This is a genomic window from Thioclava sp. F36-6 (genome assembly GCF_002020305.1).
In the GTDB taxonomy this organism is placed as follows: Bacteria; Pseudomonadota; Alphaproteobacteria; order Rhodobacterales; family Rhodobacteraceae; genus Thioclava; species Thioclava sediminum.
This window is the reverse complement of the sequence record NZ_MPZX01000002.1, coordinates 1,085,960-1,112,590: the sequence shown is the minus strand read 5'-3', so window position 1 is coordinate 1,112,590 and position 26,631 is coordinate 1,085,960. Positions and strand designations below refer to the sequence as shown.

23 protein-coding genes and 4 pseudogenes are annotated in these 26,631 nt (G+C 60.6%); 18 read left to right on the top strand and 9 right to left on the bottom strand.

Annotated features, from left to right (window positions below):
* Positions 1 to 146: 146 nt before the first annotated feature.
* The 4 genes and pseudogenes from BMI88_RS12510 to BMI88_RS12500 form a co-directional block, all read right to left on the bottom strand.
* Positions 147 to 1,745 (bottom strand): serine hydrolase, encoded by a 1,599-nt coding sequence (locus BMI88_RS12510; protein WP_093477009.1) that lies wholly within the window; start codon positions 1,743 to 1,745, stop codon positions 147 to 149.
* A gap of 522 nt (positions 1,746 to 2,267) precedes the next feature.
* Positions 2,268 to 2,438, bottom strand: a complete 171-nt coding sequence (locus BMI88_RS19775) for a hypothetical protein (RefSeq protein ID WP_168173880.1) — start codon at positions 2,436 to 2,438, stop codon at positions 2,268 to 2,270.
* Between the two features lie 173 nt (positions 2,439 to 2,611).
* A pseudogene (locus BMI88_RS12505) lies at positions 2,612 to 3,073 on the bottom strand (transposase); the annotation flags it as partial.
* 301 nt (positions 3,074 to 3,374) lie between these two features.
* Positions 3,375 to 5,582: a heavy metal translocating P-type ATPase gene (locus tag BMI88_RS12500; RefSeq protein WP_244176608.1), complete on the bottom strand. Its 2,208-nt coding sequence runs from the start codon at positions 5,580 to 5,582 to the stop codon at positions 3,375 to 3,377.
* Positions 5,583 to 5,692: 110 nt separating this feature from the next.
* On the opposite strand from BMI88_RS12500, the gene BMI88_RS12495 reads away from it, so the two are divergent.
* The gene (locus tag BMI88_RS12495; RefSeq protein ID WP_078549180.1) at positions 5,693 to 6,121 is read left to right on the top strand and encodes a helix-turn-helix domain-containing protein; all 429 of its coding nucleotides are present in this window, start codon (positions 5,693 to 5,695) and stop codon (positions 6,119 to 6,121) included.
* A gap of 56 nt (positions 6,122 to 6,177) precedes the next feature.
* On the opposite strand, the gene BMI88_RS12490 is transcribed toward BMI88_RS12495, so the two are convergent.
* The 3 genes from BMI88_RS12490 to BMI88_RS12480 all read right to left on the bottom strand — a co-directional run bounded on the left by BMI88_RS12490 (position 6,178) and on the right by BMI88_RS12480 (position 8,845).
* On the bottom strand, positions 6,178 to 6,762 hold the full coding sequence (locus BMI88_RS12490; RefSeq protein WP_078549178.1) for a class I SAM-dependent methyltransferase: 585 nt from the start codon (positions 6,760 to 6,762) through the stop codon (positions 6,178 to 6,180).
* Between the two features lie 139 nt (positions 6,763 to 6,901).
* Positions 6,902 to 7,876, bottom strand: a complete 975-nt coding sequence (locus BMI88_RS12485) for a calcium/sodium antiporter (RefSeq protein ID WP_078549176.1) — start codon at positions 7,874 to 7,876, stop codon at positions 6,902 to 6,904.
* A gap of 306 nt (positions 7,877 to 8,182) precedes the next feature.
* A complete protein-coding gene (locus BMI88_RS12480; protein ID WP_078549174.1) occupies positions 8,183 to 8,845 on the bottom strand; it encodes a metalloregulator ArsR/SmtB family transcription factor in 663 nt (220 codons plus the stop codon).
* An 85-nt stretch (positions 8,846 to 8,930) separates the two neighbouring features.
* On the opposite strand from BMI88_RS12480, the gene BMI88_RS12475 reads away from it, so the two are divergent.
* The 8 genes and pseudogenes from BMI88_RS12475 to BMI88_RS19885 all read left to right on the top strand — a co-directional run bounded on the left by BMI88_RS12475 (position 8,931) and on the right by BMI88_RS19885 (position 15,601).
* The gene (locus BMI88_RS12475) at positions 8,931 to 9,782 is read left to right on the top strand and encodes a sterol desaturase family protein (protein WP_078549172.1); all 852 of its coding nucleotides are present in this window, start codon (positions 8,931 to 8,933) and stop codon (positions 9,780 to 9,782) included.
* Positions 9,783 to 9,921: 139 nt separating this feature from the next.
* The gene (locus BMI88_RS12470; protein ID WP_078549170.1) at positions 9,922 to 10,638 is read left to right on the top strand and encodes a DUF1499 domain-containing protein; all 717 of its coding nucleotides are present in this window, start codon (positions 9,922 to 9,924) and stop codon (positions 10,636 to 10,638) included.
* A gap of 24 nt (positions 10,639 to 10,662) precedes the next feature.
* The gene (locus BMI88_RS12465) at positions 10,663 to 11,088 is read left to right on the top strand and encodes a rhodanese-like domain-containing protein (RefSeq protein WP_078549168.1); all 426 of its coding nucleotides are present in this window, start codon (positions 10,663 to 10,665) and stop codon (positions 11,086 to 11,088) included.
* A 44-nt stretch (positions 11,089 to 11,132) separates the two neighbouring features.
* A complete protein-coding gene (locus BMI88_RS12460; protein WP_146673563.1) occupies positions 11,133 to 11,483 on the top strand; it encodes a hypothetical protein in 351 nt (116 codons plus the stop codon).
* Positions 11,484 to 11,602: 119 nt separating this feature from the next.
* Positions 11,603 to 12,479, top strand: a pseudogene (locus BMI88_RS12455) (site-specific integrase).
* A gap of 24 nt (positions 12,480 to 12,503) precedes the next feature.
* Positions 12,504 to 13,702, top strand: a pseudogene (locus tag BMI88_RS12450) (IS91 family transposase).
* A gap of 966 nt (positions 13,703 to 14,668) precedes the next feature.
* A pseudogene (locus BMI88_RS12440) lies at positions 14,669 to 14,958 on the top strand (transposase); the annotation flags it as partial.
* A 280-nt stretch (positions 14,959 to 15,238) separates the two neighbouring features.
* Positions 15,239 to 15,601, top strand: coding sequence for a 5-formyltetrahydrofolate cyclo-ligase (locus BMI88_RS19885; protein WP_341853198.1), 363 nt, complete (start codon positions 15,239 to 15,241; stop codon positions 15,599 to 15,601).
* Between the two features lie 27 nt (positions 15,602 to 15,628).
* Here the strand turns inward: BMI88_RS19885 and BMI88_RS12430 are convergent, their stop codons facing one another.
* Both BMI88_RS12430 and BMI88_RS12425 read right to left on the bottom strand, forming a co-directional pair.
* Complete coding sequence (locus BMI88_RS12430; RefSeq protein ID WP_078549162.1) at positions 15,629 to 16,780, bottom strand: HPP family protein; 1,152 nt, start codon at positions 16,778 to 16,780, stop codon at positions 15,629 to 15,631.
* Between the two features lie 53 nt (positions 16,781 to 16,833).
* Positions 16,834 to 17,589, bottom strand: coding sequence for a sulfite exporter TauE/SafE family protein (locus tag BMI88_RS12425; protein WP_078549160.1), 756 nt, complete (start codon positions 17,587 to 17,589; stop codon positions 16,834 to 16,836).
* A gap of 76 nt (positions 17,590 to 17,665) precedes the next feature.
* Between BMI88_RS12425 and BMI88_RS12420 the strand changes: the two genes are divergently transcribed.
* The 9 genes from BMI88_RS12420 (at position 17,666) to BMI88_RS12375 (ending at position 26,464) form a co-directional block, all read left to right on the top strand.
* A complete protein-coding gene (locus BMI88_RS12420; RefSeq protein ID WP_146673562.1) occupies positions 17,666 to 18,361 on the top strand; it encodes an FCD domain-containing protein in 696 nt (231 codons plus the stop codon).
* A gap of 500 nt (positions 18,362 to 18,861) precedes the next feature.
* Positions 18,862 to 19,218, top strand: coding sequence for a metalloregulator ArsR/SmtB family transcription factor (locus BMI88_RS12415; protein WP_348638893.1), 357 nt, complete (start codon positions 18,862 to 18,864; stop codon positions 19,216 to 19,218).
* Positions 19,211 to 19,729, top strand: coding sequence for an SRPBCC family protein (locus tag BMI88_RS12410; RefSeq protein ID WP_078549158.1), 519 nt, complete (start codon positions 19,211 to 19,213; stop codon positions 19,727 to 19,729). The genes BMI88_RS12415 and BMI88_RS12410 overlap by 8 nt, the downstream gene beginning before the upstream one ends.
* Before the next feature lie 34 nt (positions 19,730 to 19,763).
* On the top strand, positions 19,764 to 20,156 hold the full coding sequence (locus BMI88_RS12405; protein WP_078549156.1) for a GFA family protein: 393 nt from the start codon (positions 19,764 to 19,766) through the stop codon (positions 20,154 to 20,156).
* Positions 20,157 to 20,447: 291 nt separating this feature from the next.
* Positions 20,448 to 20,858, top strand: coding sequence for a GFA family protein (locus tag BMI88_RS12400; protein WP_078549154.1), 411 nt, complete (start codon positions 20,448 to 20,450; stop codon positions 20,856 to 20,858).
* Between the two features lie 901 nt (positions 20,859 to 21,759).
* A complete protein-coding gene (locus tag BMI88_RS19880; protein ID WP_246831878.1) occupies positions 21,760 to 22,086 on the top strand; it encodes a hypothetical protein in 327 nt (108 codons plus the stop codon).
* A 613-nt stretch (positions 22,087 to 22,699) separates the two neighbouring features.
* Positions 22,700 to 23,212, top strand: coding sequence for a hypothetical protein (locus BMI88_RS12385; RefSeq protein ID WP_078549150.1), 513 nt, complete (start codon positions 22,700 to 22,702; stop codon positions 23,210 to 23,212).
* The gene (locus BMI88_RS19600; RefSeq protein WP_146673561.1) at positions 23,202 to 25,064 is read left to right on the top strand and encodes a tyrosine-type recombinase/integrase; all 1,863 of its coding nucleotides are present in this window, start codon (positions 23,202 to 23,204) and stop codon (positions 25,062 to 25,064) included. Before BMI88_RS12385 ends, BMI88_RS19600 begins: the two co-directional genes overlap by 11 nt.
* Positions 25,061 to 26,464, top strand: coding sequence for a hypothetical protein (locus BMI88_RS12375; RefSeq protein ID WP_133051969.1), 1,404 nt, complete (start codon positions 25,061 to 25,063; stop codon positions 26,462 to 26,464). The genes BMI88_RS19600 and BMI88_RS12375 overlap by 4 nt, the downstream gene beginning before the upstream one ends.
* Positions 26,465 to 26,631: the final 167 nt, after the last annotated feature.

Below are 26,631 nucleotides of genomic sequence, written 5' to 3'. Positions count from 1 at the left end.
GTTTCGTGAGGCATTTGCCTATTTTGCGCCGCGTTTGATCGCTGATGACCGCTCGGTCGCGAAACTCACCCGCTGAGAAGGCCGCAAAGGGCGATGACTGAGCACTTTGGGAGGACTGAGGGGCATTTTGCGCACACCCGGCTGTGTTAGTCGGGGCGTCGAAAGATGCCGAGATGTTCTTCGTTCAGGTGTTCGATCTGCATTTCGGTGGCCGGTCCGGGGGAGGCTGCGCGAAAGGTGACGCGCGAGACCGAACCTGCGGGTTGGTTCTCGGTCACCGGATAGACAACGAAGGTGTCACCATCCCAATGGCGCATGGGCAGCGCTCGGTGGTCCGGGCCAAGCGTTAGCACAAGCGATCCGTTGGTCTCAGAGATCGAGGCGGGGCCGAAATAGGGATTGTCATAGGTGCCGACATAGGTTTGCGCGGGCGCTGCCTGGGCAGGGTCAGCGGGGGGCTTTGCACCCACCAGCTGCCCCACAGGGGCCGATAGCGGCGCCATGATCGGGGCATAGGCCGCCAGCCAGTCGCGGGTATCCCTCCCCAGTTCCGCGCGATCGAGGAAGCTCGCGGTGATGGCTTCGGCGGCCCCTGTCGGCGGTGCATTGGTCAAGACGACGATGCCCAGATCGAGCTCGGGCAGCATTGCGACACTTGTCGATGCGCCCAATGCGAAGGCCCCGGAATGGCTTAGCATCACACGGCCTGACCAGCGGGTATCGACATTGAAGCCAAACCCATAGGCGCCCGCGCGCGCAGAGACCGCCATCGGCGCGCCTCGGATCATCTGCGGGGAGGTTGCAGGCAGAAGCGCCTCTTCAGAGATCAGGCGCGTCCCGTCCGCCATACCGCCGCCCAGCACCATCGCCATCCAACGCCCCATGTCGTGCGCGTTGGAGCTGACCCCGCCCGCCGGGCTTTGCGCGTCGGGCTGGCGTTTGTCGGAGATCACATAGCCATCGCCACCCGGCACATGGCTTGCGGCCCGATTGTCCCGCGCCATGTAATCGGCATGGGTCGAGCTGGTCGCGCCCATGCCAAGAGGCGCATAGAGCGCCGTCTCCGACAGGCGCGCCCAATCCTTGCCTGCGGCCGTGGCCACCGCTTGGGCTGCAGCCGTAATGCCGAAATTGGTATAGGTGTATTGCGCCCGGAATGGGCCTTGGGGCAGCAGAGCGAGCCGCTTGAGGATTTCGCTCCGGTCGAACCCGATATCTTCCAGATCGTCTCCGGCATGATCGGGCAGGCCCGAGCGATGCGCATAGAGATCGGCGATGGTGATATGTTCGTTGATCCACGGATCGCCCAAACTGAAGGCGGCCAGAAAATCGTGGATCGGGCTGTCCCATTTGACGCGGCCTGCGGTCACTTGGGTGGCGACAACGGTGGCACCGACGGGCTTTGACAGCGAGGCGAGAAGGAAGACCGTCTCGGGATCGACGCCCTCCGGGCTTCCAACGGCGCGCTTGCCAAAGCCGCGCGCATAGACGGTGCGTCCGTTATGAACCACAGCGACCGCCAGTCCGGGAATGCCGGTTCGCTTGAGGATATCCTGACTGAGATCATCCAATGTCGAGATCGCCGCCGTGATCCGCGCGTCCGGAACGGGAAGCAGCACCGTCATGGGCGGCGCGGGCATCGGCTTGGGCAAGGCCAGCTCGGGCAGCGGCTGGGTCGTCTGTGCCGCCGCAGACAAAGGCCCGGCCATAAGACTGGCCAAGAGCAGCGCGCCGCCCAGCAGCATGTAATGCGCGTGACTACGTCTCGAACGGCCCCGTGCCTGTGGCGCGTCGGAGGGTGCGGGGCGTTCGGCTTGTTGTCTCAAAGGGTTTTGCGGCATGGCTCGGAAATGTTTTTGGACGACCTCACAGCATCTTGACAGAAGTCGCGCGAATTAAAAGGTTTGGATCTTTGTAAAGCTGGCGTGACCCGAGTTCTCGCCTCCGGCCATAGCTCTCTAAGTGCCGATCCGAGCCTTGTCGCGCGCCTCAAAGGCCCACAGGGCCTCTTGCAACTCCAGCGCCTCAATGCCGTCGCGATCCTGGCCAGGCCTCCGTCAGCCGCATCGTATGCCACGCCGCAATTCCGCCCTCGGGTGGATATTGGAACCGGGGAAAGGCAGTCCGCATTTCGCTCGATGTTCGTAGAGCGGGACCGGCGCGTCTGTCGGATTGGCGCAAGTCACGCCGACGGGGCAATAGTGGCGCTGCAGCGCGACCACGCGCTCGAAGAAGGGCAGGCCAAGCAGGGTCGGCTCTCCGCCCGGTCAGGCAAACTGCACCTCGCGCTGCCCCGCCTTGACGCTCGCCGCGATCAGATCGCGCATATAAGTTTCGAGAACTGCATCTGACATGCGGAACTTCTTTTCCTGCGGGTAGAGATGTTCCTTTTCAAGGTAATAGCAATATTTGCAGTCGATATTGCAACGAGGCCGCATTGGCTTGGTCGTCACGGCAAAGGGCCGGGAGGGGCGTCATCGGATCATCCTTGCTTGGGGCGCAGGCGACGCTAGGCCAGCGACAGGTTCGCGCCGCTTGAAGGGTCGAAAACGTGCCACGTGTCGGATTGAACGGTCAAGTCGATCAGATCGCCGATACCGGGCAGGTGGTTGTTCACGTCGGCGGAGATCAGGCTGGCATCGACGGCAAAGCCCTTTTCGGAGACCGGCCCCTCCTTCAGGCACCGCTCCACAGTGGCTTCAAACACCTGTCGCAGCAGGTTGCTTTCGCGGAACTTGGCGTGGCGATGCCGCGAGAAGGTCGAATGATCCGGGACGTTGCCCTCTAGGCCCAACCGGCAGAACCAACGATAGGCCAGGTTCAGGTGAACCTCGTTGCACAGGCGTCCTTCGGATCGGATGCCCATGACGTAGCCGATCACCAGCATCCGAATGATCAGTTCGGGGTCGATGGAGGGGCGGCCAAGGTGGCTGTAGAACGGTCGCAGCGCGTCCCGCAGGCTGTCGCCGTCAAGGAACAGATCGATCTCTCGCAGCATATGATCGGCCGGGACATGACGGTCCAGATTGAAATCATAAAACAGCTGCACTGGAGCGTCCTGCCGACCCATCATCCCGAAATCCTCCCATCCCCTCATCGACGAGTGAATCGAAAGACTTGCCGCACTGCAACAAAGACTTTTTCAATAGAATGGGCGGAAAGCTGTCGTTCGCTACAAAGACAAAGTGGTGCCTCTATCGTTTGGAAGCGGCCATTCAGGGCACGCTATCCCACAAATTACCGCGGCGGTTTCCTTCAAAGAAAGAGTAGGCACTCCAGCTCCGAGTTGCCTCAAACGTTTTCGGCTGCCCGGTTGAACGGCACGGGGTTTGTCGATTTAGGAAATCTCCAGCGCTTGAGCAGAGATTTCAGGCCTACTGCGCCTCCGCCTTGAACCGTAGGAGGCGGAGCGCGTTCATCGTGACCAGCACCGTCGCGCCGGTATCGGCCATTACCGCGATCCAGAGACCGGTGAGACCGAGCAGCGTCGTCACCAGAAACACCCCTTTCAGCCCGAGCGCGATGGCCACGTTCTGACGGATGTTGGCCATCGTCGCGCGCGCCAGCCGGATCTGCTCGACGACATCGGTAACCCGATTGCGTAGCAGCGCGCCATCAGCGGTCTCGAGCGCGACATGGGTGCCCGAGCCCATCGCGATGCCGAGATGGGCGGTGGCGAGCGCCGGGGCGTCGTTGATGCCGTCGCCCACCATCATCACATGCGCATCCCGCGCCAGATCGCGCACCGCCGTAACCTTGTCCTCTGGCAGCAGCCCGGCACGGGCCTCGATACCAAGCCCGTCGGCGATCGCCCGAGCCGTCACCGGGTTGTCGCCGGTCAGCATGACCGACGAGATACCCATTTGCTTGAGCGCGGAGACCGCCTCTGCCGCATCAGCGCGCGGCTCGTCGCGAAGAGCCATCAGGCCCAGAAGGCGCTCAGGCGTGAAGACGGCGACCACGGTCTTACCCGCGCTTTCCAGGCGGTGGGCAGTGGCGCTGTCGGCGGCGCTGAGCACGCCCGTTTCGGTCGCGAGGCGCGGTGCCCCGACATTCCAGATTTCGCCGTCGATCTCGGCGCGCGCACCGCGGCCCGGGATCGCCGTGACGGAGGTGGTCTGCGGCACCGCGATGCCACGTGCCTCCGCCCGGGCGACGATCGCCTGTGCGAGCGGATGGCTGCTGCCCGTCTCGACCGCTGCGGCGGTGGCGAGAAGGTCGGCCTCGCTCCCGTTCAGGGGCAAAAGATCGGTGATCTGCGGCCGGCCCTCGGTCAGCGTGCCGGTCTTGTCGAAGGCGACGAGGCTGGTTCTGGCCGCTGTCTCCATCACCGCGCCGCCCTTCATCAACAGCCCGTGGCGCGCCCCGGTCGAGAGCCCGGCGGCGACGGCGGCAGGCACAGAAATCACCAGCGCGCAGGGGCAGCCGATCAGCAAGAGCGCGAGGCCGCGATAGATCCACGTCTCCCAAGACGCGCCGAAGGCGAGCGGCGGCACGATCGCGGCCAGAAGCGCCACGCCCACCACTGCGGGCATGTAGACGCGGCTGAACCGGTCGATGAACCGCTCTACAGGGGCGCGGGCGCTTTCGGCTTCCTCCACGAGATGCAGGATGCGCGAGATCGTGTTGTCTTCGGCGGCTTTCTCGACGCGGATGCGCAGCTCGCCCTCGGTATTGATCGAGCCGGCGAAGACCGCGTCGCCCGGCTCTTTCAGGACTGGCACGCTCTCGCCGGTCACAGGGCTTTCATCGACACCCGAATTGCCGGAGACGATGACGCCGTCCGTTGGGATGCGGTCGCCCGGGCGGGCCTGCACGATCTGCCCGATGTCGAGGCTGTCCGCCGAAACTTCTCGGATCCGGTCTCCGCTGACGAGCCGCGCAGTCTTCGGCACAAGATCGGCCAGCGCCCGGATCGAGCCGCGGGCGCGCGACGCCGCAAGCCCTTCGAGCATCTCGCCGACAGCGAAGAGGAAGACGACGAGCGCGGCTTCCTCCGCCGCCCCGACGAAAAGCGCGCCGATCGCGGCGATGCTCATCAGCATTTCGATGGTGAAAGGCATCCGCGCCCGTGCCATCAGGGCGGCCCGCCGCGCCACGGGGGCGACGGCGATCACGGTGACGAGCACGAAGACCCAATGCGCGATCGGGCCGCCGACCAGCAGCTCCACCACCCAGGCGGCGGCCAGCAGAAGCCCGGTCGCGATCAGGTAGCGTCCCTTCGGGGTCGCATACCACGCGGGATCGGCAGGCGGCGTTGGCGCGCTCTCGACCGCAGGCGTCTCATTCGTCTCGCTCGCCCCCGGAAGGGCACCCTCGGGAAGAACAAATCCGCCCTTGGGCTTTTCCGGCTCAGCCCCTTTGGCCGAGACGCCATAGCCGAGGCGGCGGATCGCCTTCTCCACGCTTTCGCGCGAGGTGGTCGCGGTATCGAGCCGCAACCGCAGCCGCTCGTTCATCAGCGTTACCTCGACCCCCTCGACACCGGGCAGAGCCTCGACGGCACCTCGCACCTTCGCGGCGCAGGCCCCGCAATCCATACCGGTCACGCGCCACTCCTGAAGGTTTTTCGCCTCGGACATCTGTTACCATCCTCTCACTCTCGATTTCTCGACAGCGAGGAAGATAAGAGCTACAGCAACTATAGGTTCAAGGGGAAAATCCGCCCTCACGCGGCCGTGATGGGAGCGACATGCATACAATCGGAACATTGGCGCGCCGCACCGGCACCAAGGTGCAGACGATCCGCTATTACGAGCAGATAGGCCTGATGCCCGAGCCCGGACGGACCGAGGGCGGCCAGCGGCGCTACGGCGATGTCGATCTCGACCGGCTCGCCTTCATCCGTCATTCGCGCCAGCTTGGCTTCCCGCTCGAAGCGATCCGCGAATTGCTGGACCTGTCAGATCATCCAGCGCGCGATTGCGGAGCTGCGGATTCGATCGCGCGGCGACAGTTGCGCGAGGTCGAGACCCGGATCGCGCGTCTCCAAGCGCTCAGGAGCGAGCTGGAACGGATGATCGGCGAATGTCGGGGTGGGACAGCCTCGGAGTGCCGGGTGCTGGAGGTGCTGCGCGACCACTCGGAATGTCTCGCCGACGATCACGACGCGATAGGCTGACCCCGCTGCACAGGGGCCGATCAGCGGAGCTTCCGGAACAGGCTGAACTGGAAAGACTACAGGTTGCCTGAGGGCGTCGTGTGTTTCTGGAACCGTTTCGCCACCAACTCAAAATCGGGGCCCAGCACACCGCCAAGGGCCTCCGGACTGTAGCGACGAACGGGAAGGCCGCTGCAGGTCTCCGGCCCGTCAGGAGCGAAGGTCGCGATGATCGCGTGCCCCCCAATGCGCAGAGCACGAGACAGGCGCGTCACATAGGCATCCCGGTCCGATGGGTCGACCAGAAAGTGGAACACGGCGCGATCATGCCAGAGGTCATAGACCCGCTGGGGCGACCAGCGCGTGATATCGGCGACGATCCACTCCACATCCGCGCCGCGCGGCCCAAGCCGGGCACGCTGGGCGTCGAGGGCCGTCTGGGAGAGGTCGAGAACGGAAATGTCGCGCAGGCCACGCGCGATCAAGCCGTCAACGACCCGCGAAGTGCCGGCGCCCACGTCGATCACCCGGGTGTCCGGCGTCACACCGGCGCGTTCGGCAAGTTCGAGCGAGATCTCCGGAGCGTCCTGATGCCAGCTGAGGTCACTGTCGCTCTTGCTGCCGTAGATCCGGTCCCAGTGATCCTTCCGTGCTTCGTTCATCCAAGTCCCCTATTCGCTGGCAATAATAGCATTGCTATCAAGGCGCCTGGTGTTCGTGATCCATATGCTTTTTCAGATTTTGACGCCGCCCCGCCAAGGGTTCGACATTCCAAAGTTTTCACCTTTGGCTCCAACGTTCTCAAGGCCAAAGCTTCCAAAGATAGATACCGTAGCCCGCGATTAGCGCCAGCCCCTCCCATCGGGTGATCCGTAGCCCGGTGGTCGCGAAGACCACTAGAAGGAGTGAGACAAGAACCATCAGCGGGGCGTCAAATCGCGCGATTTCCTCGGGCACGCGCGACGGGGCGATCAGCGCCGTCGTCCCACCGATGCCGAGAATATTGTAGATGTTTGATCCGACTACATTTCCGAAAGCCACCTCGCCCTGACGCTTCAGCGCCGCCACGATCGAGGTGATCAGCTCGGGCATCGAGGTGCCAATCGCCACGATGGTCAGACCGATGACCGTTTCCGAGACGCCAAAAGCCCGCGCGAGCGATACGGCGCCACCAACCAGCAATGAGCCACCGAAAACCACGAGTCCCAATCCGGCGAACGCGAGCAACAGCGGCATGAGAATACCGTGAGGTGCATGCGGTGGCGCGAGGCCGGGATCCGCGTCAGCAAGGGCCACCGTCTTGTCGTAGATCGCGCCGCGGTCAGCGTGCTGGCGTTCCTGATGGATCACAAAGCCCAAATAGCCGACCAGCGCTGCGATCAATCCAACTCCAGCGATCCGCCCCATCGGAGCGAACGGCGCGACCCCAGCGAAGACCACGGCGACGACCAGCATCACCATCGCATCTCGTCGCAGGGCGACGCGCGCCACAACGAGGGGCGCAATAACGGCAGAAACGCCAGCGATCAGAAGGATATTCGCGATGTTTGAGCCCACGACGTTGCCGAAGGCGATGCCTGGCGATCCACTCAGACCGGCCTGAACCGATGTCACCAGTTCCGGTGTCGAGGTGCCGAACCCCACCAGTGTCAATCCGATCACAAGCGGTGAGATACCGATCCGCTCAGCGGTCTGGACCGCCCCGCGGACCAAAAGCTCGCCTCCGACCACCAGCGCGACCAGCCCCGCCAGAATGGGCCCCCAAATCTCGAACATCTCAGTCCATCCCTATGCGGTCATCGCCGCTTACCGCACGCAAAATGGCGGTGGCGCGCGCGGGTATCAAGAGAGTTGCGCGAGGTGTGTCGCGGTGTAGAGCAGCGCTCCGGCATGCGTATCAACGGCAGCAACTGGCCGTCCATGAACGGCGACCCGGTAGCAGACACTAAGCGGAGGTTGCTTCCATCATGAGATCTCATGTGAAGTCTGGGCGAATTGTCATTGCATTTTTGAAGGCCTCGCATGCAGTGCGATCACATAGTCAGGTCGACCCGTAGCGACATCGAATAAGGCCTTTGTCGATCAGGATGTTGCCTGAATGGCTCGACCGTCTTCGCGCCACTCAGGCAGACCGCCGTCAAGACGACGAGCGTTGAAGCCATTCTTGCGCAAGAACGCCACGGCTTGGTGAGCGTAGACACAGTATGGACCACGACAATAGGCCACAATCTCGGTGTTTCGGTCGAGATCCGTCAGGAACTTGCCCAGCTCCGTCACGGCCATGTTGAGCGCGCCCGGGATATGAGCATCGGCGAACTCGTCGGCGGGGCGCACGTCGAGGACGGTCACCGACCCTTCACTCAGTCGAGCGGCAAGCTCGTTGCGGTTGATCGGTTCCGGCGCGTCTTCGCCGTTCGATATTCCGCGCAGAATCTCCCCAACCTGTGCGAGGTTCCTTTCGGCCACATCGCCCAAAACCCCCAACAACGTCAGTGTCCTCGCGTCGGTCAGCCTGTAGATTATCGCCTTGCCGTCGCGCCGACTGGTGACAAGGCCAGCGCGCCGCAATTGCTGCAAATGCTGCGAACAGTTCGCGACAGTGAGCCCGGTTTTTTCCGCAAGCGCCTCTACCCTGCGCTCGTTCTGGGCGAGCTGTTCAAGAAGCATAAGGCGTGCGGGGGCCGACAAGGCCCGCGCGACAAGGGCGTATTCTTCGAGAAGGGCCATCTTCGGGCTAATTGACATGGGCTGCCTCGGAGTATTACATCATTCAATCGAATAATTGAATGATAGCGAATCCAGCCTGCGCCACAAGAGCAAAGCCGAACGCATGACCGAAACGATCCTCTCTGCCGAGCCGACGATCCGACTTGCCGCTTTCTTGGGCGTGTTGGCGGCGATGGCGTTGTGGGAGGTCGCGGCCCCCCGGCGGCGCAGAGAGATACCGCGCTTGATCCGTTGGACGAACAATATTGCCATGGTCTTTATAGATACGGTGATCCTGCGCCTGGCATTCCCGATCCTCGCAGTCGGATTGGCCGTCATGGCCGAGGACCGTGGCTGGGGGCTGTTCAACAATCTGGAGTGGCCGACTTGGGCGGCCATCCTTGTTTCGATGCTGGTGCTCGATTTGGCGATCTACCTTCAGCATGTCATGTTCCACGCGGTTCCCGGACTTTGGCGTCTGCATAGGATGCACCATGCCGATCTCGACTTCGACGCAACGACGGGCCTGCGGTTCCATCCGCTGGAAATCCTGATCTCGATGGGGATCAAACTGGCGGTGGTCGCGGCGCTCGGGCCGCCTGCGGTCGCGGTGCTGCTGTTCGAGGTGATCCTGAATGCGACCGCGCTTTTCAACCACGCTAATATCGATCTGCCGCGTCCGGTTGATAGAGTGCTGCGCCTGATCGTGGTCACGCCCGACATGCATCGCGTCCACCATTCCGTCGACCCGCGTGAGACCAATTCGAACTACGGCTTCAACCTGCCCTGGTGGGATCGGCTCTTAGGCACCTATGTCGCGCAACCGGCAAGGGGGCATCAGGACATGGAGATCGGGATCGAACAGTTCCGCACGCGCCGTGACCTTTGGATCGACAGGATGCTGCTCCAGCCCCTGCGCGGCCCAGCTTCGGGTCATGCCCTTGATCCACGCATCGCGGTGGAGGAAGAGGAATGACCTACACCATCGGCATCCGCGAGAACCCGCGCCCCTTTCCTGAACAGTTCTTGCAGGTGCTCTTTTCGACTTTCAGGCGGCCCGTTGATCCTTGGAAACGACCCCGCCTTAAATCCCGCCCCCGAGCAGGAAGATACAGATGCTTGAATTCATAACGCGACGCCTTGGCTTTGCGACGATCCTTCTGGGCCTTGTGTCCCTTGCGCTTCTTGCTTTGTCCGTCTGGGGCTATCGTGCGGGCGGATGGCCTTGGCCCCAAGCCTATAACCTCGCCGGTTGGGGTGTCTGGGCGGCATTAGTGGGGGTCGTCGCAGCGCTCGTGACGTTGGCGGGGGCTATCCGCAAGAGGCACGGTGCCAGCATTGCGCTGATTGGCCTTATCCTGTCATTGCCCGTTGCAGGCCTCGGGGTGGCTTTCGAAATCGCCGCTCGGACGACACCGCCGATAAACGACATCTCGACCGATACCGAAGACCCGCCGGTCTACTGGTTCACCGCGACCCCAACGGACTACCCGGCGCAGAATGCCGAGCCACAACGCTCCGCCTATCCGAACGTGCGCCCGCTGGTCCTTCCGATCCCGGTCGAGGATGCATTCTCAGAGGCGTTGACCCTTGTCGAAACACGCGGCTGGGAGGTTCTCTCGGCCGATCCTGCGGAAAACCAGATTGAAGCCATCGCCCGAAGCCGCATCTTCGGCTTCGAGGACGAAGTGGCAGTTCGGGTCACCGACATTGAGACAGGCAGCCGCATCGACATGCGGTCACGCTCGCGCCTTGGGCAGATCGACCGCGGCGCCAATGCCCGACGCATCGAGGCGTTCCTTACGGAGCTGCAAGCACAAGTCACCGAATAAGAGCGAAAACCAAGGAGCACCCAGATGAAACTGTCCCACGTCCTTGGCGCGGCCACTGTCGCGCTTTGCCTTCATTCCACTCCCACTTTGGCGCAGGACGCCGCCATCGAGGCGATGCAGGAATACATGATGTTCTCGGAATATGAGGCCGGCATCATACTGCCGCAACAGATCGACCAAGCCGTCTTTGAAACGGCGCTTTTCGTCGACACACGCGACGCAGAGCAGTTCGACGCTGCCACGATTCCCGGTTCCATCAATATCGAATGGCGCGAAGTGCTGGACCGGATTGACGAGATCCCCGAGGATCGAATGACAGTCCTCTTCTGCAACACCGGCAGCCTGTCCGCCCAAGCGGCATTTGCCCTGCGGGTGGCAGGTCGAACGAACGTCGTTGTTCTGCAAACCGGTTTCGCTGGTTGGGAAAAAGACGCGGCCTACAAGCCCTGATCTGACCCGCTTGTGATGGCGCCGGGCCATGGCGTTGGCACGGGTTGACCGTCGATCGAACTGCTTTGAACGATGTCTCCGAAGCGATGGGGCAACAGAATAGTCGGCTCAGCACAACCTACTATCAGCCGTTCCTTTTCTTGTTCAGCCATTCATCGATACTGCAGCAAAAGCCCAATTTCAGCGCCCTTGCAAAACCCTTCGCCCTTGCGGCACAGATCGAGCGAATGCTGCGATCGGCAGGCTTGTCCCGCAGAGCTTCTATCGGAGCTGGAAAGGTGCTGCGCCGGGCCCAGAAGACCGCTTCGGAGAAGCTGCGCGGCAGCGCCGACGAGGACAACGAATGTCTGGTTAGGACCGTTTCAGTCCTCGCGGACGAAGGGCGGGAGGACTAAGCCGCTCCGCGGCAATGGCGCTCGTGGCTGGCGTTGCCCGTCATTTCCGCGTTTTTCTATGTGGCTGAGCTTTCTGGGCTGACGATGGGGGTCTTCCCACCGTCAGACAGGAGATTCCCATGGAGGAGAAGAACACCACCCCGCTGCGCCAGCGGATGATCGAGGACATGAACATCCGCGGGTTGTGCGAGAAAACGCAGAAGGCGCACATTCGGAATGTGAAGCATTTCGCGTCCTTCCTCGGGAGGCCGCCGGACACCGCCACGCCGGAGGATCTGCGGTCATACCAGCTCAAGATGACCCAAGAGGGGGTGACCGCCAGCACCTTCAACGTGCGCATCATCTCGCTGCGGTTCTTCTTCGGCGTAACGTGCAGTCGCGACGAGATGAAGCGCTTCATGCAGTTCCACCGCAATCCCCGGAAGTTGCCCATTGTCCTGAGCGTCGGGAAAGTGGCCGATCTGATGGCCGCCGTGCCCGGCCCTGGGCTCAAATATCGCGCAGCGCTCGGGATCAGCTACGGAGCGGGGCTCCGCGCATCCGAGGTCTGCAACCTGAAGGTCAAGGATATCGACAGCGACCGGATGTTGATCCATGCCGATGACGGCAAGGGCGGGCGTGACCGCAAAGCCATGCTCTCGCCCAGCCTGCTGGATCTGTTGCCGGACTATTGGCGCGAGTCCCATCCTGAGGGCTGGCTGTTCCCCGGTAAGCCCAAGATCAACCCGCTGTCGCCACGACAATTGAACCGGGCGTTCACCTCGGCCAAGCATATGGCGGGCATCAAGAAGGCCGCGACACTGCATAGTTTGCGACACAGCTTCGCCACCCATCTGCTCGAGGCCAACACTGATGTGCGGGTGATCCAGGTGCTGCTCCGGGCATGCCAAGCTGACGACGACGGCACGATACACCCATGTGGCGACGAAGACGATCCGCGGCACGGTCAGCCCTTTCGAGCAGATGAAGCTGCTTCAGGACGAGACCCTGCGATGAGGACTGGAGTAGCCCCCGGGGTCGGTGTTCCGGCCAAGGCTGGAGATCGCTGACATCTTCCGTGCCCATGGTCCTGCGTGGCGGCAGGCCAATGAAGGGCATGTCAGCCTGACCCAGCTGAAGGTCATGTCAGCGATCGAGGCCTGCCGGACCGAGGCGCTCGGCGGGATGTGGCGGGCTGTGCCAAGTGCGGCCACCACCATGTCGCCTACAACAGCTGCAAGAACCGGCATTGCCCCAAATGTCAGGGACCGGCGGCGCGCGACTGGATGGCGGCGCGGGCCGAAGACCTGCTGCCCGTGGAATACTTCCTCATCGTCTTCACCCTGCCAGCGGAGATCGCCCAGATCGCCTACTGGAACAAGAAGGCGGTCTACGGTCTCCTGTTCCGCGCCTCGGCCAAAACCGTTATGACCATCGCGGCCGACCCCAGGCGCCTCGGCGCCCGGGTTGGAATGACCAGCGTGCTCCACACCTGGGGTTCAGCGCTGACGCATCATCCCCACATCCACATGATCGCTCCGGGCGGCGGCCTGTCGCCCGACGGCACCCGGTGGGTCTCCCACCGCCCGGGCTTCTTCCTGCATGTGCGGGTGCTGTCGCGGCTGTTCCGGCGGCTGTTCATCGAGGACCTTCTCGACCTGCATCGCACGGGCGCGCTCAACTTTTTCGGTGACCTCGCCGGACTGGCTGACGCGGGAGCCTTCGCCGCCTGGCTCGCCCCGTTCCGCAAGAACGAATGGGTGGTCTATTCCAAGCCACCCTTCGGAGGACCCGAGGCTGTGCTGGCCTATCTCAGTCGCTATACCCACCGGGTGGCGATCTCGAACAATCGCCTGGTCAGCGCCGATGCCGATACCGTCGCGTTCCGCTGGAAGGACTACCGGATCAAATCCGGCGACCGGCAAAAGGTCATGCGGCTGGCCACGCCGGAGTTCATCCGCCGCTTCCTGATCCACGTCCTGCCAGACGGCTTCCACCGCATCCGGCACTACGGGCTGCTCTCCAGCTCCGCCCGCAAGGCCAACATCACCAGAATCCGCGCTTTGCTCTGCGTCCAGCGGTCTCAACAGGTCGCCGTGCCGGACCCGCAGACCAAGATCACCCCGCTCACCCTGCGTGAGCCATGCCCCTGCTGCGGCGGACCCATGCGCATCGTCGAAATCTTCCGGCGCGGCCAGAAACCGATGGCACGTGCGCCATCCAAGGAGCAGGCCGCATGAGATATCGCCCCTCATCCGACACGAAGCAGCACCGGCTACAATCCGCTGATCCGGTCCGAATAGCTTGTGCGCTCCCGTTTACAGCGCGGCCAAAGCCGGCAGGCGCTCAGAAACGCACAGCTTTGTCGGGATCACCGGCCGCGTCGTTTGCGACCGTATCAGGCATTTGGCTCGCCATCACTCGCACCCCGGATGCAGCCGCTGCCCCGACCGCCCACGCATTTTCCCCATAGGGTTATCCAAGCCCCCCGCGGCTTCCTCCTTCCGAGGTTTGTCAACGCGGGCCGCCGCCTCCCGGCCGCCCACGTCGCGCCGCGGCCCGCATCGAAAAACCTTCAGGAATGCGGTCGTTCGCTGCACTTTACACCGATGTCTGCTACGCGAAGCAACTTCTTCATATCGACCGCATTTGTGACTCGGTCTTCCCTGGCTTCGCGCGCGCTCCTAACGACGAAACGGGCTATCGAGGCAAAGATGCGCAGAGGCGGCGCACCAGCCAACTGAACGACGATATGAGGGCGCATGGCGGTGGTCCTGCAACGAGGGCACGGCCAGCATCTCTAAACGCAGTGCGGCAGCCTGTTTTCGAGCGCGCGCTGCCCTCGTTCGGCGCCGTGCAAAAGTAAAGGCCATTGAGGCTGCGACACACCCAACGGCCTTTTCAACCCAACTCTCGATGAAAGGTTACGTGATCAATTTAGAGCAAAAACAGTCGGGAATCAATAGGCCTCTGCGCTTACCTGTGCGCGGGGGCCGGCTGGCCTATCATACTTAGGACCTTTCGATGAGATTATCGAGCTCCTCATCGGTGCCTTTGCTAAGTGGGCTGTCGTGGGCCACCATCGCTAGGTTGCCATCGCGTATCTACTTGAGGGCATTGGCGACAACCGGCGATACCTCTTTTCCGGTCAGCTGTTCTACCGTTTGGACGATGAAGCTTATGACCGCACGATGTGCTAGTGCCCAATTGAATACAAGCGGGTGCTGAGCGGGATTATCTTCGTCAACCGCAATGGCTTGCGCAGGTGCGACGCTCCTGCTGCTTATGGCCCCAACAAAACGCTCTACAGCCGATGGAGGCGTCGGAGCGAAAAAGGCATCTTCGCGCGGATGATGTCTGGGCTGGCGTCGGAACACGGCGGAGAAAAGGCCGTGATGATCGACGCGACATACCTCAAGGCCCATCGAACGGCGACCAGCATGGCCGCCAAAAAAGGATGCGTGGCCGTCTAATTGGTCGGACCAGAGGCGGCATTGACCTGCCTCCGAGGTCGCCCGGGCTATTTCGATTCGCTGGCCGTCGATCGCGAACAGGCCCGCGACGTGGCCCGTTGGCGAAAGGCCGACCGCGGCCGCACTGCGCGTCTGGCTCTGTCGGTTGCAGAGCGCAAGGAGATCAGCGAGCCGCTGGTCGGCATCTGCGGCAGGTATTGAAAGACCGCTTCGGCGGGGCACCAGGCAAGGTCTTTTCCGCCTACTGGCCGATCAAGAGTAAACCCGACCTGCGCCAACTGATGGCCAAGCGTCACAAGACCGATCACCGTCGCCCTGCTACTGGTCGAAACCAACGCGGACCCGCTCACCTTTCGCCGCTGGACGCCCGATACCCGCATGGCGCGCGGCGACTGGAACATTCCCGTCCCGGCTCCGCACGCTCGGATCGTCACGCACGATATCGCAATTGCGCCGCTCGTCGGCTGGACCACAGAAGGCTATCGCCTCGGATATGGCGGGGGCTATTTCGACCGAACTCGAGCCGCGCTGGAACCGAAACCCTTTGTCGTCGGTATCGGGTTTCAAGAGGCGCGCCTTCAGACGATCTTCCCGCAACCTCGTGACATCCCGCTCGATCTCATCGTGACCGAGAAAGGGATCCAGACCGTGAGAGACGTGGTCTGAGCCGCATCCAGGTCCCAGGCACCCCGGTCAGGCGGAGCCGGCGCGCGCCGCGCTCCGGGACAGCGCTGCCACGAGGTCGGTCCGGGTGACGATGCCGACGATCTTGCCGTATTCAAGGACCGGAACGGCATCTGTATCTCCCTCGGCCATCATCGGCAGCAAGGCCCCGATCGGGGTGTCGCCGGTAGCGCGGGGGCTGGCGACACTCATGATATCAGCGGCGGTCATCGGTCTTTCCCTGTCCCGATCCAACAACCTGCGGAACGCTGCCCGAAAGCCGCGATCAAGGCGCAGGGCATCGTCGCGGGCCTGGCTGATGAGATGCATCTGGAAGATCACGCCCAGAAAGGTTTGATCCACGCCAACGACCGGAAGCGATGTGAAGTGATGCTGCCGGAACAGATCCGCGATCTCGCCCAATGGGGCGTTCGACGTGACGGTGACGAGACTGCGCGACATGATGTCTTGCGCAGTCAACGGGCCCGACGAATGCGCCGCCGCCTGCAGTTCGGCGGCCCCGATCAGTCGGGCTAGGTCTTCGACGCCGAGGTTGAACGACTGACGATAGCGTTCGAGAATCCCGGTCAGCTCCTCTTCCGAAAGCCCAAGTCGCTCGATCGGATTGCGATCTGCGGTTCCATGAATATTGGGATCCTCGAATTGCCGGAAAGGATAGTGGCGTCCCGTCAGTCGCGCATAGAGGGTTGCCAGCAGAACCAGTGCGATGGTGCCGAACGCAATTGGCGTCAGGGCGAACCAAAACCCCAGATGCGCGATGGCGTCCGGGGACATGGCCGCGGTCATGGCGACGGCACCAGCGGGCGGATGGACTGCGCGGCACAGGATGGTTGCGGTGATGGCAAGCCCGACGGCGAGCGCGATGCGCAAGGCGGGGTCCGCTACAAAAAGGCACACCGCAACCCCGACAAAGGCCGCGACGGTATTGCCCACGATCGCCGACCAGGGCTGCGCCAGGGGGCTGTTCGGAACGGCGAAGAGCAGAACCGAGGACGCCCCAAAGGGCGCGACGAGATAAAGACCGAGGTCCAGATCGACGGTCGGCGACAACAGGAACAATCCGGTTAGCGCCAATCCGATCAGCGCGCCAAGCCCCGCGCGCAGCGCCTCCTTGGTTGGAACGCGGGCCACAGCCGGGCCAAGTGACTTCAGAATGTGCAACGCGACGCCTCAACATCAGCTTTCGCCGAAAGTTTCAACGGTTTGACGAAAGATCAACCTGCGGGGCGCATAAAGAAGGCAACGGTCATGATCAAGCCGATTGCGATAATGAACAGACGCAGCACGGCCGTGTTCCGAACCCGCCGCGCCAGAACCGCGCCGATGTATCCGCCCATGGCGCAGGACAGGCCGACGATCAGCAAGTTGCCCCAGTCGATCAGGCTCGCAATGGCATATGTCGCGACCGAGACCACCGATAGGATCACGGACATCAAGTTCTTCAACCCATTCATCCGGTGCAGGTCGGTCATGCCGATGACGCCGAAAGCCGCGAGCAGCATGATGCCGAGGCCACCGTTGAAATAGCCGCCATAGACCGAGACCACGAACACAAGAGCAAGTGCGGTGGGGCTGGGCGTCTCGCGCCCGGACTTCGCGAGATACCGAACGAAGGACGGTCCGGTGGCAAAGGCCAAGGTCGCCATCAACAAGAGCCAGGGCACCACGCCCGAGAACAGCTCTTCCGGCGTGACCAGCAGCAGACTAGCGCCAGCGGGCCCCCCGACGATCGCCGTGCCGAAAAGATGGGCGAGAGGAGGCTTCCCGCCGCGCTCGATATCCGTGCGATAGGCCCAGGCGCTGCCCACATAGCCCGGAAGGGCTGCAAAGGTCGCGGTCGCATTCGCCATGATGGGCGGAACACCGGCCCAGACGAGTGCCGGAAACGTCAGAAAGGTGCCACCACCCGCGATTGCATTGAGCGCACCGGCGCCCAAGCCGGCCAGCACGAGTATTATACCTGTCAGCATGTTCGTTCTCCTTCAAACCGCGCCGCTGTTGCATGATGCCGGATTGGTCTGCAAATTGGTCTGTATGGGGGTGCGAATGACCACGAAGCGAACTCGAAAGGTTGTGGAAGCGCTGCGCGACTATTGCGCGGCGGCCGCCATCGCGCCGGGCGGACAGCTGCCGCCGGAGCGGGATCTGTCGCGTCGGTTGGGGTGCAGCCGTGAGACGCTGCGCAATGCCTTGGCCGAGCTGGAGCTCGCTGGCGACCTCTGGCGGCATGTCGGGCAAGGCACGTTCCTTGGCCCCCGCCCGCGGGGCCACCCTGTGCGCGAGACCATTCTAGTGCAAGGGGCTTCACCGCTTCAGCTGATGCAGGCGCGCCTGACCCTCGAGCCCTCCGTCGCCGCCGAGGCAGCTGCGCTCGCGACCCCTGCCGAGATCGCCTATCTTTCCGATCTGGTCAACCGGGGCCGCCGTGCCGCAACCCGGGCCGACTGCGAACGGCTCGACGCCGCCTTTCACCGTGGTATCGCAGAGGTAACAGGCAATCCCATCCTGCTTGGCCTTCTCGACTATCTCGCGGGCGCGCGCCGCCATGCGGCCTGGCAGCGCGAATGGGAAGTCACTTACCGAAAACTCGGTGTCGCCGAATTCACCGAACGTCACAGCCTACAGCATGAGGAGGTGGTCGCCTGCATTCAACGGGGCGCGGCGGACGCCGCCGCGGATGCCATGCGCGGGCACCTGCAGGCGATCTTCACGGCGATGCGCGAGTCCGGTCTGCCGCCCTGATAGCGGTGCCGCTCCGCCGGAGCCCTGCGCCCTCAGACCACTGCCCCCAATCAATCTCGAAACATCCACAGGCGGGGGAGAGCCGCCGGTTGCGTGGGTAGAGGATAGAAACCGGCGAGAGTGACGGCGGAAAATCGGTCAGAACCTCGACGAACTCGCGGGCGGTCAGAGCCGCCTCGGCATGGTAACGCGGCATCTGGACAAGACCGAAGCCAAGGCGCGGCGACTTTGTCCGCAATGCGGACCTCTGCGGAACCAGTTTGCTGCGCAAGGGACGGAGGAGCGGTTCGGTGACGCTGTGCCGCAGCGGTGCGCCTTGGGATCAAGGGCCGCAATGGGCCGAAGGCCAACGTTTTCTTCCCTGCCTGAACTTCTGATCTCTGTGGACCCGCAAAGCCGCACTGAGCTGAGCATTCCCGTTGCTGTGCGTCGCACCGAAATCGGCTATGCCCCTGCAGGCTTCTCAAGGTTAGGTATTGACCTAACCTTATTGCAGCCACATGCTTAGGCGCATGCCTAACTCAAAACGCCCCATAGAACGGGTCTTCATCGCATTGTCCGATCCGACGCGGCGGGCAGTAGTTCAGAAACTTAGCGAAAGGTCGGCCGCCGTCTCACAATTGGCCCAGCCATTCGACATGGCGCTGCCGTCCTTCACACAGCATCTCGGTGTTCTGGAAGACGCTGGCCTTATCGTGTCGCAACGACAGGGGCGAAGCCGTGTCTGCACGTTGAACCCGATGGCTTTGAAAGCTGCGGAAGATTGGATGGCCTCCCACCGCAAGCAGTGGGAGAGCCGCCTGGATCGCTTTGAGAGTCACCTCGAGAAAATGAAGGAGGAGAAATCCGATGACTGATGGAGCCGCCGATATCGTCTCTGCATGGGCTGAGTGGCCTTTGGAAAAAGAAATTGTCATCTCGCGTGTCGTCGACGCTGACCGAGAAACCGCCTTCGCAGCATGGACCGATCCAGCGCAAATCGTGCAATGGTTTGGGCCTGACGGCTTCCAGATCGAGTCGCATGAAGCCGACATCCGGGCAGGCGGTGTATGGCGGTTCGACATGATTGCCCCGGACGGCACGCCGTTCTCGAACCGTATGGATTTTCTGCGGGTCGAGGCACCAAGCCTGATCGAGGCCGATCACGGTCGCGATGTCGATGATGATCCTGACCGGTTCCGGCTTCTGGTCACTTTCGACAAGCAGGATAATGGAAAGACGGTTGTCACCCTGCGCCAGATGCATCCGACGCCAGCACGCCGCGCAGTGGTTATCGGCTTTGGGGCTGTCGAATTTGGCGCTCAAACGCTTGGCAAACTGGCCGTTCATGTTGCGGGCAAGACCGGCGATGCCGCAGCGCGCGGCTGAATTTTCACAGGTTTGATCGAGGGGAAACACGATCATGAAGCGTTTCACGGGCGGTTGCATGTGCGGCGATGTTCGAATTGTGGCTTCGGGTCGCCCCTATCGGGTCGGCATATGTCACTGCCTCGACTGTCGCAAACATCATGGCGCCCTATTCTACGCGGCCGCCGTTTTCCCTGAAGACGCGGTGAAGATCGACGGCGACACGCGTGAATATGCCGGGAGGAATTTTTGTCCACGCTGCGGATCGTCCGTTTTCGCGCGAAGTGGCGATGAGGTCGAACTGCATCTCGGTTGCCTCGATGCGCCCGACCAATTGAAACCAACCTATGAGAATTGGGTCGTTCGTCGCGAAGCCTGGCTGCCGGAATTTCCGGACATGAAAAGATATGAACGTGATCGCGACGAGACCAACCACCGCAACGATTAAAGTGAGCACCATCTCTTGGCGAAGCATCATTCGTCTACAAGCCGTGAGCGACGGCTGCACGATGCGAAAATGGCGGGTTCGATCAAGCAGCATTTGCGCAGACCCGCCAACTTCAATGTCCAACTCAGGGCCGAGAGCGACGATCTTTGCTCACTGAGAGCGCCCAGCCGTGCCGCGACGCCGCAAGCCCGCTTCGAGCCCCTTTTGACCGTGATCCAACACGCGGATACAAGGAGGAAATGAAAATGCATTCGACTGGCGGCAGGAGCTTGTCTCTCGAGAGGAGTGTGAATGGACGACAATCCGGCCATAGGACAATGCCTGTGCGGCGCTGTGAAATTCCGCATATCGGGAGAGTTCGAGAGCTTTTTCCTGTGCCACTGCGCCCGCTGCCGCAAGGACAGCGGTTCGGCCCATTCGGCAAACCTGTTTTCGTCCACGGCCAAAATTAAATGGATGTCAGGTGAGGAAAACATCAAGACGTTCCGGCTCGCCGGTTCACGCCATGTTAAGGGCTTTTGCTCCGACTGCGGGGCCGCGCTGCCTGTTTCCCAACCGGAGATTGGTTTGCTTGTCGTGCCAGCAGGGTCGCTGGACAGCCGGATCGATATACGACCCAACGCGCATATCTGCTGTTCCAGTCGCGCGACCTGGGACAACGACCTGGTCGCCATCGAAAGAATCGACGGGCTTCCCGGCTGAACGGTCGCGCCGATAACGCATCTCGGGCAACAACCAGACGACGAGGGCGCGACCGTCGGCTTCGTCCGCACAGCAGACCGTCATCCTCCAAAAATGCTGCACGATGAACCAATGGCCGCTCTCGAGACGCTGCACCGCAGCGCTCGGACGCGAAGCGGACGGCAGGTAAGGGTCGGAAGCGACGAGATGCTGCTCTGTTCCTTTTGAGACCTAACGATGCTTCGACAAAGCTTGGAATGCTACCAGTGGACCGGTAAGGCTTGGGCGCTTCCTCGCTTCTGGAATCGAAAATGACAAGCAACCCCAGGTTCGGTATCTTCCTCGCCCTCTTTGGGGCGCTGGCGATCTCACCTGACACTCTGCTCATGCGGTGGTCGGAGATGAGCGGCAGCCAGATGATGGCTTGGCGCGGGCTCCTGATGGGCTCTGCGATGTTGCTGGCTTGGCTGATTTTCCGGCGACGGCAACTTCGCAAAGATTTGCGTGTCACTATCTGCTGGGCCGGTGTGCTCGTCCTGCTTTGTCAATCTTGAAACGCTTCGCTTTTCGCATTTGGCATCGCGGTTGCGCCGGTCTCGGTTGTTTTATTCAGCGTTGCCACCGTGCCGATCTTTGCTGTGCTGTTGTCCTAGATGTTTCTGGGCGAACGGGAACATTGGACGACCTGGGTCACGACCGCAGTCGTGCTGTCCTGAATCGGCATTGCAGTTTTCGGGACGGATCCCGGGCAGACCACCGGTAGTCCACTGCTTGGTGCAGCAATAGGTCTGGGCGTCGCGATGTGTTTGGCGATCAGTTTCGTTACCATCCGAGCCAATGCGCAATTGCCGATCCTGCTCCTGGTAGGTGGTGGGGCCACACTGGCGGGGCTTGCAGGTCTTGCATTGACGGGACCGGGCGCATGACTGAGTGGCACGTTTGGGCAACTGCCCTCGCAGGCGGGCTGGTGCTCCCCGTGTCGTTCTTCTCGCTCTCGCTTTCATCTCGCTACACGCACCCATCGAACGTGAGCCTGCTGATGCTTCGCGAAACCGTTCTCGGCCCAATCTGGATCTGGGCCGGAACCGGCATTCAGCCAACGCCGTCCATGCTGGTCGGCGGCGTGATCGTCATTGTCAGTCTCGCCCTTTATCTCGGGCATACTGGACTTCGTCAGGTCCCGGCGCGCCAAGCAGATCTGGTGAAGCTGCATGGTCGCATCGTCTCTATCGATGGACTTTCCGCTTAGGCTCAGGATCCAATATCCAGAATATTGCTGTCGCGGCGAGAGCAACGATGGAGGGGAAGACTTTCGCGGCAACCCTACGACTGTCCCGGATGCAGCCGGGAACGGTTGAAATCGAACGCGAGCCCCGAGAACTGGTAGGGGGCTGCCGGGAGGCCGCGCGTATGCTCGTCCCGGGCGCGGAGGATGACCGCACGCCCATCTTGCGCACCGCACGGCCACTGGCTTTGATCCTATTGGCTTGAGGAGCACAACGGTCTCCACGCCGACGAGCGCTGCAGTCAAATACAGCGATGAGTCAATTACATCCGATTGCCAGGTTGAGAACCCGTTCCAAGGCAATTGCTTTTGCCTGCCTACTCGTCGGTTTCTTTCGTCTAAAAATCGAAAAAGAAATCGTATCCGTAATGGCAATTTCCTGTGCGAAAAAATATATGTTTTTGCGCAATAGAAGGGTCGATTTCGGCTAAAATTGCGCAATTATCTCCTAATTCGCTTTGAGCCTTCTTGTTCGAGTTCGGAAATGCCTCGTAATCCACAAGTCTTTTGCTGTTTCGTGGCTTTTGACCGTCTTTGGGCGTTCCCGTTTAGAGGTGTGATGTGAAAAAATGATGGCATGAGAAAAATTGCCATCAAATATGCGAGCTATCATCCGATGACGATATCGAGGATCGCAGAGCACCTGAGCGTTACACGCAAGACCGCCACGAAAGTAGTGGGCGAGCTCTCTTGCGAGATGATGCCGGGCGGGCGCGTGAATTTCGTCGACCTGCTCCGCCGATTGTGGCGACTTCATCAGATCCCATCTTCAGAGCTGCCACAGCTCCAGCGGCCACTTCTTTCGGTGAAGCAGCTAGCGGAGATGGCGGGCGTCGAGGAACACACGATCCGCCGGGCTGGCAACGAAAGAGACCCGAAGTGGAGGTTGCCGCATCACGCGGATCTTGGCCCGCGAATTCGTCGCTACTTGCCCGCGCACGTCGATGCGTGGCGCTTGAACGAGCCATTCGAATGGTGGCTTGAGCCGCGATTTGGGAAGGCTGTGCGTCTGGTTGACACTACAGGGGGCGACACGGCGAAGGCGAGCACGATGCTCTACCTGCGTAATAAGGAACAGAGTGGGTGTTAGCGAGAAAACAACGGAACACTCTCTCTTTTTCGGCGTCTCAAAGAAATGGAGTGTTCGGTTCTCCAGTCGGTTATATCGAAGAAAAGTGGAATTAGCGAACATGTCCGGAAAGAAAGAAGATGGCGCAGTTGGCACAATGGTAGATGTGCTTCGGTGGATTGAATGCGAGGCGGGATATACGGATGGAACGAAAAAGATCTACCGAGATGCGATCCGCCGTTGCTTGAAAGTTTATCAAGTCAACAGTCTCGCTAGTATCCCTGCGGATGTGGTGGCGTTTGAGGGGCGTTTCCATCGCAAAAACTATGATCCCGATCTTTTCAAAACATTCAAATCCTACAAAGGTTGGCGCCAGAGGGTCGTTTCCATACTGAAAAAGAGCAGCGGAGCCACGACAGCGAACACCGTCGTCCCCAATGATCTCTGGAGCAAATTACTTTTCGAATGCGAAAGGCTAGTCGATGGAACCTTTGGCCGCAGGCGCCAGGAACTTATACCGATCGTGCAGCTTGCAAAAGAAGCTAGACGTTCTGGACGCCAGCCTCATGAACTTGACGGCGCATGGCTCTCTACCCTCTCTGATGCACTCGATGCAAGACGTCGTCGAACCATTTCTCAGGCGGTGCGCAGGCTGAATGAGTATCGACACCTTTCATCCGAAATCGCGGGGACTCTGCCAACATGCGACCTGGAAGTTCCGGATAGGGTGCGGAGGTCGGCGCCCGATCACATTCCCTTTCATCTGCAACAGCAAGCCCATCAGTTGATCGAAAGCGCTTCGTCCGGCGAGATGGATGAAATTAGTGGGGAAGCGGTCTTTGGGCTTTCCAAAGCTGCGCAAAATGTGCGCCAGGCGGCTCTCAATAAGTATCTTCGGACCGGATTAATGATCGGTGTCATCAGACATGAGATCCTCGCGTTTGAGAAGATTTTCGATCGCCCTGTATTTCTCGAAATTGTTCGGGCTTGGATCCAAGACCAAGATGGAAACATCCGCATTTCGGAGCGCACGATGCGTTCCTATATAACTAACATCGCCATCCTCGCAGAGTGGTTGCACCTTGATACGAGCTTTATGAGAGCATCGCTCAAGATAAACCCTACCTTAAAAAAGGGGCAACGCGACGCGCAAGAGATGTCTGAACCGGCAAAAGCGTTTTGCCAGCATCTTCTTCGAAATCGTCGTGCCGAACTTACTTTTCAAAGTTTACATCTGGCATTCATGAGGGACGCTCAGTCATTACGAGCGGAAGTCTTTAATTCTCCTTACAAGGAGCGAAGAATTATTCAGCTGGGAGTTCTTGCATGCTTTTCCGCGATCGCGTTATGGGGGGTGCCGCTGCGAGTGTCGAATATGCTTCAACTTCGACATAGGGGAGAGGATGCAAATCTCATCCTTCCCGTTGGGGCGCGGAGGCAAGCATACGTATTACTACCAGCGCATTCCGTGAAAAATAAGCGTGATATCAAGGCATCGCTCGTGGACGGTCCAACGCGAGCGCTGGAGGTATTGATCTGGTATCTTGATGAAATTCGGCCAGAGATTCATGGATCGGAAGAGTCGGATTTTCTCTTTCCTGGCTATGGGGGGGGCCAACTTTCTTCAACCGTTTTGCGGGGCTGGCTGCATCGCCACGCACGCAATCATCACCTTCAAATGTTCCCGCATAATTTTCGGCATGGACTCGCTTCTCTTTACTTACGAGCTCAGCCTGGAGACTACGCTGGCGCCGCGCGGCTTTTGTGTAATACCCCGAACGTAGTTCGTAAATATTATGCTTGGATTGATGAAGAGCGAGAGCTTCTCGAAGTTCAGGATAAGATTATTAAGATGGCGGGGTTCTCCAAATGAAGAATGGAAACGCACCGACGTATCGCGTGAAAAGGGCAAGAGAAATTATCGAGCGCGGGCGATTAACACAAATGCTGGATATTGACCAAACTCTGACTCAGATCGTTAGGCGTGAAATTTCGGTTGCACAGATTTCGATTGTAGACGAGTTTTTTTCTGCATTGAAACTGGATGCTGAGGCACACATTGATGCGGGCCTTATATCGAAAGCTACCGAATATTGGACGTGGGGTAAACTGACCTCGCTGCGAGCGGCGCTCAGGAAAATCTTTGAGCGCTCTCCTTTTGAACGTGAATTGGACATCGCCATTGCGCGATGGCACGGCCCCCCAGAAGACAGGCATAGATCTCACAAGCCGCGCGAGAAAAGGTTCTCCCTGGATATTAGTGATCTTCCGCACAGCTGGTTGGAGGCCCTTGCAGCGATGGAAGATGGCTTGCCGGGCGTTGCGGCCAATCCCCCTGCGCCTTCCATGATCGCAACGACGAAAGTGAAGTTGCGGGAGTTTGCCAAAGTCGCACGTGATCGCGGTCTGGCGATGGACCTGACATTGGAGGCAACCCGGGAGTATGAGAAGTCCCTGTTCAACCGAGAGCGCCCACTCTCACCGGTCACTATTCATTCTGCGATGCGGCAAGTGCGCGACTTCGCACGATACATCGGCGCCAAGGAGGAAGTTCTCGATTATCTTCTTGAGCGTGTTCGTTTCCACGAGCGTCGTTCCGCCAAGATTCAGCCAAAGAAGGAGGCAAAGGTCCTCTCATTGCCGACATATTCGGAGATGTTTGCGATAGCTTTCGAGATGCTTGGAGAAGCCGACCGGCTGCCAAATCCACGACATGCTCAGTATCGACGGAATGCCGCGCTTGCGATCACTCTGTTTGCAGCACTACCGTTGCGCGTCGCGGATACACGCATCTCGTTCGGCAAGGAACTTGCCTGGGACGAAGCTGGCTACAAATTCGATTTGAAGGTATCGAAGACTGGTCGTCGGTTTCAGTCCCGCATCCATCCAGTCTTCGCCTTCTTCATTGATCAAGTCGTGCTGCAAGGGTGTGCGCCGATCTACTTGTCGGAAATGCGAGAATCTTGTTTCCAGAAACGACGATTGTTGTTTGTGAACTATGACGACACAGCACCTCACAAGAATTACGTGAGCTTCCTCTGGAGCCAAGTTCTGGGGACAGGATCGCACGCGGCGCGAACGAAGCTCCATGATGAATTCGCCCGTTTCGGTTCCCGCGGCGTCGAGTTAGCCATGAAGGCCTGTGGTCACCGAAGCGAAAGAACCGCTGAGGCATATCGCACAGCTGCGTTTGAACGTCTGGCCTTGGAAAAGGTTCACGACGATCTTTCTTGCAATTTCTCCGACGATGAGTGGCGGGAGTTTTTTCAATGACGATGCTCAAAAGCGCTCCTGACAAGAGAACCGCATGTATTGACCCCGTTCGTGGAATGTCGCCGGAGTGCAGCCCCATGAGTTCTCTCGGAGGACGGCTCGCCGCTTGTGCGAACCACGGGTGAGGTTTTCTATCGTGCATAGCCGTGAACCCTTGATTTTCTGTC